The 4,320-nt window shown below is 72.1% G+C and carries 4 protein-coding genes; 2 read left to right on the top strand and 2 right to left on the bottom strand.

What is annotated here, in order from left to right; genetic code table 11:
- Window positions 1–74: 74 nt before the first annotated feature.
- Together ACWFR3_RS46590 and ACWFR3_RS46585 are read right to left on the bottom strand one after the other, a co-directional pair.
- Window positions 75–986: a tRNA (adenine-N1)-methyltransferase gene (locus tag ACWFR3_RS46590; RefSeq protein WP_453740788.1), complete on the bottom strand. Its 912-nt coding sequence runs from the start codon at window positions 984–986 to the stop codon at window positions 75–77.
- 49 nt (window positions 987–1,035) lie between these two features.
- Complete coding sequence (locus tag ACWFR3_RS46585) at window positions 1,036–2,580, bottom strand: site-2 protease family protein (protein ID WP_453740787.1); 1,545 nt, start codon at window positions 2,578–2,580, stop codon at window positions 1,036–1,038.
- 128 nt (window positions 2,581–2,708) lie between these two features.
- On the opposite strand from ACWFR3_RS46585, the gene ACWFR3_RS46580 reads away from it, so the two are divergent.
- Window positions 2,709–3,590 carry a RecB family exonuclease gene (locus ACWFR3_RS46580; protein ID WP_361196711.1) on the top strand — a complete coding sequence of 294 codons (882 nt, stop codon included), beginning with the start codon at window positions 2,709–2,711 and terminating at the stop codon, window positions 3,588–3,590.
- A gap of 14 nt (window positions 3,591–3,604) precedes the next feature.
- A complete protein-coding gene (locus ACWFR3_RS46575; RefSeq protein WP_135332738.1) occupies window positions 3,605–4,276 on the top strand; it encodes a response regulator in 672 nt (223 codons plus the stop codon).
- Window positions 4,277–4,320 lie beyond the last annotated feature (44 nt).

The raw sequence follows: 4,320 nt of genomic DNA, 5'->3' as shown, positions 1-4,320 counted from the left end.
GTCGAAGGGGGGAACTCGGCGGCGGCGCCCGTACGTTCAGCGGTTGTACGCGGATACCGGCACCCGCGGCGCTGTCAGCGCTCCGCGCGGGGCGTGCCGCCGTCGGCGTTCGGGCCCGTGTAGTCGTCGCCGTAGGCGCCCTTGGAGGGGCGGCGGCGGCGCATGGGCGGCTCGACGCCGTCCGCGAGGCGGCGGGCGGTGAGCAGGAAGCCGGTGTGGCCGATCATGCGGTGGTCGGGGCGGACGGCGAGACCCTCGACGTGCCAGTTGCGGATCATCGATTCCCAGGCGGTCGGCTCGTTGAAGCCGCCGATCTCGCGGATGGACTCGACGGTCCGCGCGAGCTGGGTGGTGGTCGCGACGTAGCAGCAGAGGATGCCGCCGGGGACGAGCGCCTTGGAGACGACGTCCAGGCACTCCCAGGGAGCGAGCATGTCGAGGATGACGCGGTCGACGTCGCTGTCGCTCAGGTTGTCCTGGAGGTCGCCGACGGTGAGCTGCCAGGCAGGGTGCGGGGCGCCGAAGTAGCGCTCCACGTTCTGCTGGGCGATCTCGGCGAAGTCCTCGCGGCGCTCGTACGAGTGCAGCATCCCCTCGTCGCCGATGGCGCGCAGGAGGAAGCTGCTGAGCGAGCCCGAGCCCACCCCCGCCTCGACGACGCGTGCGCCGGGGAAGATGTCGGCGAAGGCCAGGATCTGCCCCGCGTCCTTGGGGTAGACCACGGCGGCGCCGCGGGGCATGGACAGGACATAGTCGGGGAGCAGGGGGCGCAGCGCGAGGTAGGCGACGTTTCCCGTGGTGCGGACAACGCTGCCCTCGGGAGCACCGATCAGCTCGTCGTGGGGGAAGGAACCCTTGTGGGTGTGGAAGTTCTTCCCGGCCTCGAGCGTGAACGTGTAGTGGCGGCCCTTGGGGTCGGTCAGCTGTACCTGGTCCCCGACCTTGAAGGGCCCGCGTCGGCGGGCGGCACCGGTCGGTTCGGACATGTGACCAGCCTACCGGCCCGGCCGGGGGCCGGAGACCAGGGTGCGGCCGTCAGCTGGGGCGGGCCATCGCCTTGACGAAGGCGCGCTCCACGTCGGCGGCGGACAGCACCCCGTAGATCTCGCCGGAGGCCTCGACCACGAGGTACTCCGTGGCGGGGGTCGCCCGGAGGGTGTCGAGGAGCTCCTCGCCGGCGAGCTCGGCGGAGATCCGCATGCCCTCGGTGATGTCCTGGGCCAGGCCGCTGACGGTGACCCAGGGGCGGCGGTGTTCGGGCACGCCGACGATGGCCGCCTCGCGGACCACGGACATCGGGTCGCCGTCGGCATCGACGACGACGAGGGCGCGGGCCCCGGCGTCGTTGGCGCGGCGCAGCGCTTCGGAGAGCGGGGTGGCGGACTCGACGGGGACGGCGCGGCGGGTCAGGGCGCGGGCGCGCAGCTCGGGCAGGTGTTCGCGCAGGCGGGCCATGCGGAGGCTGTTTCCGGCGCCGGTCCAGATGATCGCGGCGAGGATCGCGGCGAGCAGGGCGTCGGTGACGGTGTCCATGCCGCCGATCTCCTGCGTCTCGCCGCCGAGCGCGCCGGACTGGTTGAGCAGGGGCAGGCCGATCAGGACGGAGATGGCGAGCGCGCGGCCGACCCAGGCGGCGGCGACGGTGCCGCTCATGGGCTTGCCGGTGATCTTCCAGACGACGGCGCGGAGCATGCGGCCGCCGTCCAGGGGCAGGCCGGGCAGGAGGTTGAAGACGGCGACGATGAGGTTCGAGATCATCAGGCCCGCGAGCAGGACGCCGGGCACGGTGCCGGGCTCCACCAGGCGCATGGCCCCGTAGAAGACGCCCGCGAGGACCAGGGAGAGCAGCGGGCCGACGAACGCGAGGACGAACTCGCGGCCCGGCGTCTCGGACTCCTTCTCGATCTCCGAGACGCCGCCGAAGAACTGCAGCTGGATGCGGCGCACCGGCAGCTTGTAGCGCAGGGCGACGACGGTGTGCGCCAGTTCGTGGATGAGCACGGAGGCGTAGAAGGCGACGGCGAAGAAGAGGGAGACGAGATAGCGCGCCGCGCCGAGTTCGGGCAGGACGCGGTCGAGCTGACCGCCGAAGACCCAGGTGATGAGGGCGGCGACGAGGAACCAGCTGGGCGCCACGTACACGGGCACGCCGAAGGGGCGCCCCATGAGCAGCCCTCCCCCGGGCCCCTTCTTCCCGTTGGGCGGGGTCGCCTTGGGGGCGGGGCCGTGGGTGGCGTGCGCGTACTCGGGGTGGGTGTCGTGCGGGGGCTTTCCCGGCGCGGCCCCCGGGGTCTCGCCGGGAGTTTCCCGCGACGCCCCGTCGGGCGTGTCCTGCGGGGTCTTCGTGAGGCGGTCGGCGGCCGGCAGGGGCTCGTCCGCGGGGCGCGGCGCCTCTTGCGGAGCCTGCGGCCCCGCGGAACCGTCGCCGCCGGCGGTACTGCCGGCGGCCGCACCGCTCCCGGAGTCGGCCGTGTCCACCGGACGTGGTGATTCCGGGTGGTCGGAGCCGTCTGGGGCTTCCGGCCGCCGACCGTCCGTCCCGTCGGGCTGCGGCCTGCCGCTCCCGGCGCTCTCGTCCACGATGTCCCCTTGTTCGAAGCGTCCCTCGCCCCTGTCCGGCGCGGTACACGCACGATCATGCAGGGCGAGAGGGTCTGTCGTCGATGGTATGCGGCCGTTGTCAGTGGCGGGTCGTAGGGTCTTACCTCATGGAAACCAGCACCGACGGTGCCGTGACGGCCGTGCGTCCGGCGTCCCTGTCGCCCTCGCGCGCCAGTGACTTCATGCAGTGTCCGCTGCTCTACCGGTTCCGGGTGATCGACAAGCTGCCCGAGAAGCCGAGCGAGGCGGCGACCCGCGGCACGCTGGTGCACGCCGTCCTGGAGCGGCTCTTCGACGCGCCCGCGGTCGAGCGGACCGCGCCGCGCGCCAAGGACCTGATCCCGGGTCAGTGGGACCGCCTGCGCGAGGCGAGGCCCGAGCTGACGGAGCTGTTCGCGGGCGACGAGCAGGGGGAGCGGCTCGCGCGCTGGCTCGCGGACGCGGAGAAGCTGGTCGAGCGGTGGTTCACGCTGGAGGACCCCACCCGCCTGGAGCCCGCGGAGCGTGAGCTGTTCGTGCAGGCGGAGCTGGAATCGGGCCTGAAGCTGCGCGGCATCATCGACCGCGTGGACGTGGCGCCCACCGGCGAGGTGCGGATCGTCGACTACAAGACGGGCAAGGCCCCCCGACCCGAGTATTCCGAGGGCGCGCTCTTCCAGATGAAGTTCTACGCCCTGGTGGTGTGGCGCCTGAAGGGTGTGGTCCCGCGCCGCCTCCAGCTCGTCTATCTGGGCAGCGGCGACGTCATCACGTACGACCCGCGGACCGAGGACCTGGAGCAGGTCGAGCGGAAGCTGCACGCGCTGTGGGAGGCGATCACGCTCGCCACCGAGACGGGCGACTGGCGGCCGCGGCCGACGAAACTCTGCGGCTGGTGCGACCACCAGGCCGTATGTCCGGAATTCGGCGGGACTCCCCCGCCGTACCCCCTTGCGGTGAGGGTGCCCGAGTCCGAAGAGGGCGCGCAGGGCAGAATGGGCCCGGGCTAGCGAAGGAGAGTTACGTGGCGATCCGTGTCCTACTGGTCGATGACCAGCCACTGCTGCGCACAGGATTCCGCATGATCCTGGAGGCCGAGCAGGACGTCGCGGTCGTCGGGGAGGCCGGGGACGGCTTGCAGGCTCTCGACCAGGTGCGGGCGCTTCAGCCCGACGTGGTCCTGATGGACATCCGCATGCCGAGGATGGACGGCGTCGAGGCGACCCGGCAGATCACCGGGCCCGGCCGGGACGGACCGGCGAAGGTCCTGGTCCTGACCACCTTCGACCTCGACGAGTACGTGGTGGAGGCGCTGCGCGCGGGGGCCAGCGGCTTCCTGCTCAAGGACGCTCCCGCGAACGAACTGGTGCAGGCGATCCGTGTGGTCGCGTCGGGTGAGGCGATGCTCGCGCCGAGCATCACGCGCAGGCTCCTCGACAAGTACGCCGGTCATCTCCCGTCGGGCGACGAGCCGGTGCCCGACACCTTGCACACGCTCACCGAGCGGGAGGTCGAGGTCCTCAAGCTGGTGGCGCGCGGCCTGTCGAACGCGGAGATCGCGGCGGACCTGTTCGTGAGCGAGACGACCGTCAAGACGCACGTGGGCCATGTGCTCACCAAGCTCGGACTCCGCGACCGTGTGCAGGCCGCGGTGTACGCGTACGAGAGCGGTCTGGTGCGCCCCGGCGCCCAGTGACGGCGGCGCAGCGACACGCAGGAAGGCGGCCACCCCTCCGGGAG

This window comes from Streptomyces sp. NPDC055189 (assembly GCF_053606765.1).
This window is presented reverse-complemented; position numbering and strand designations above follow the sequence as displayed.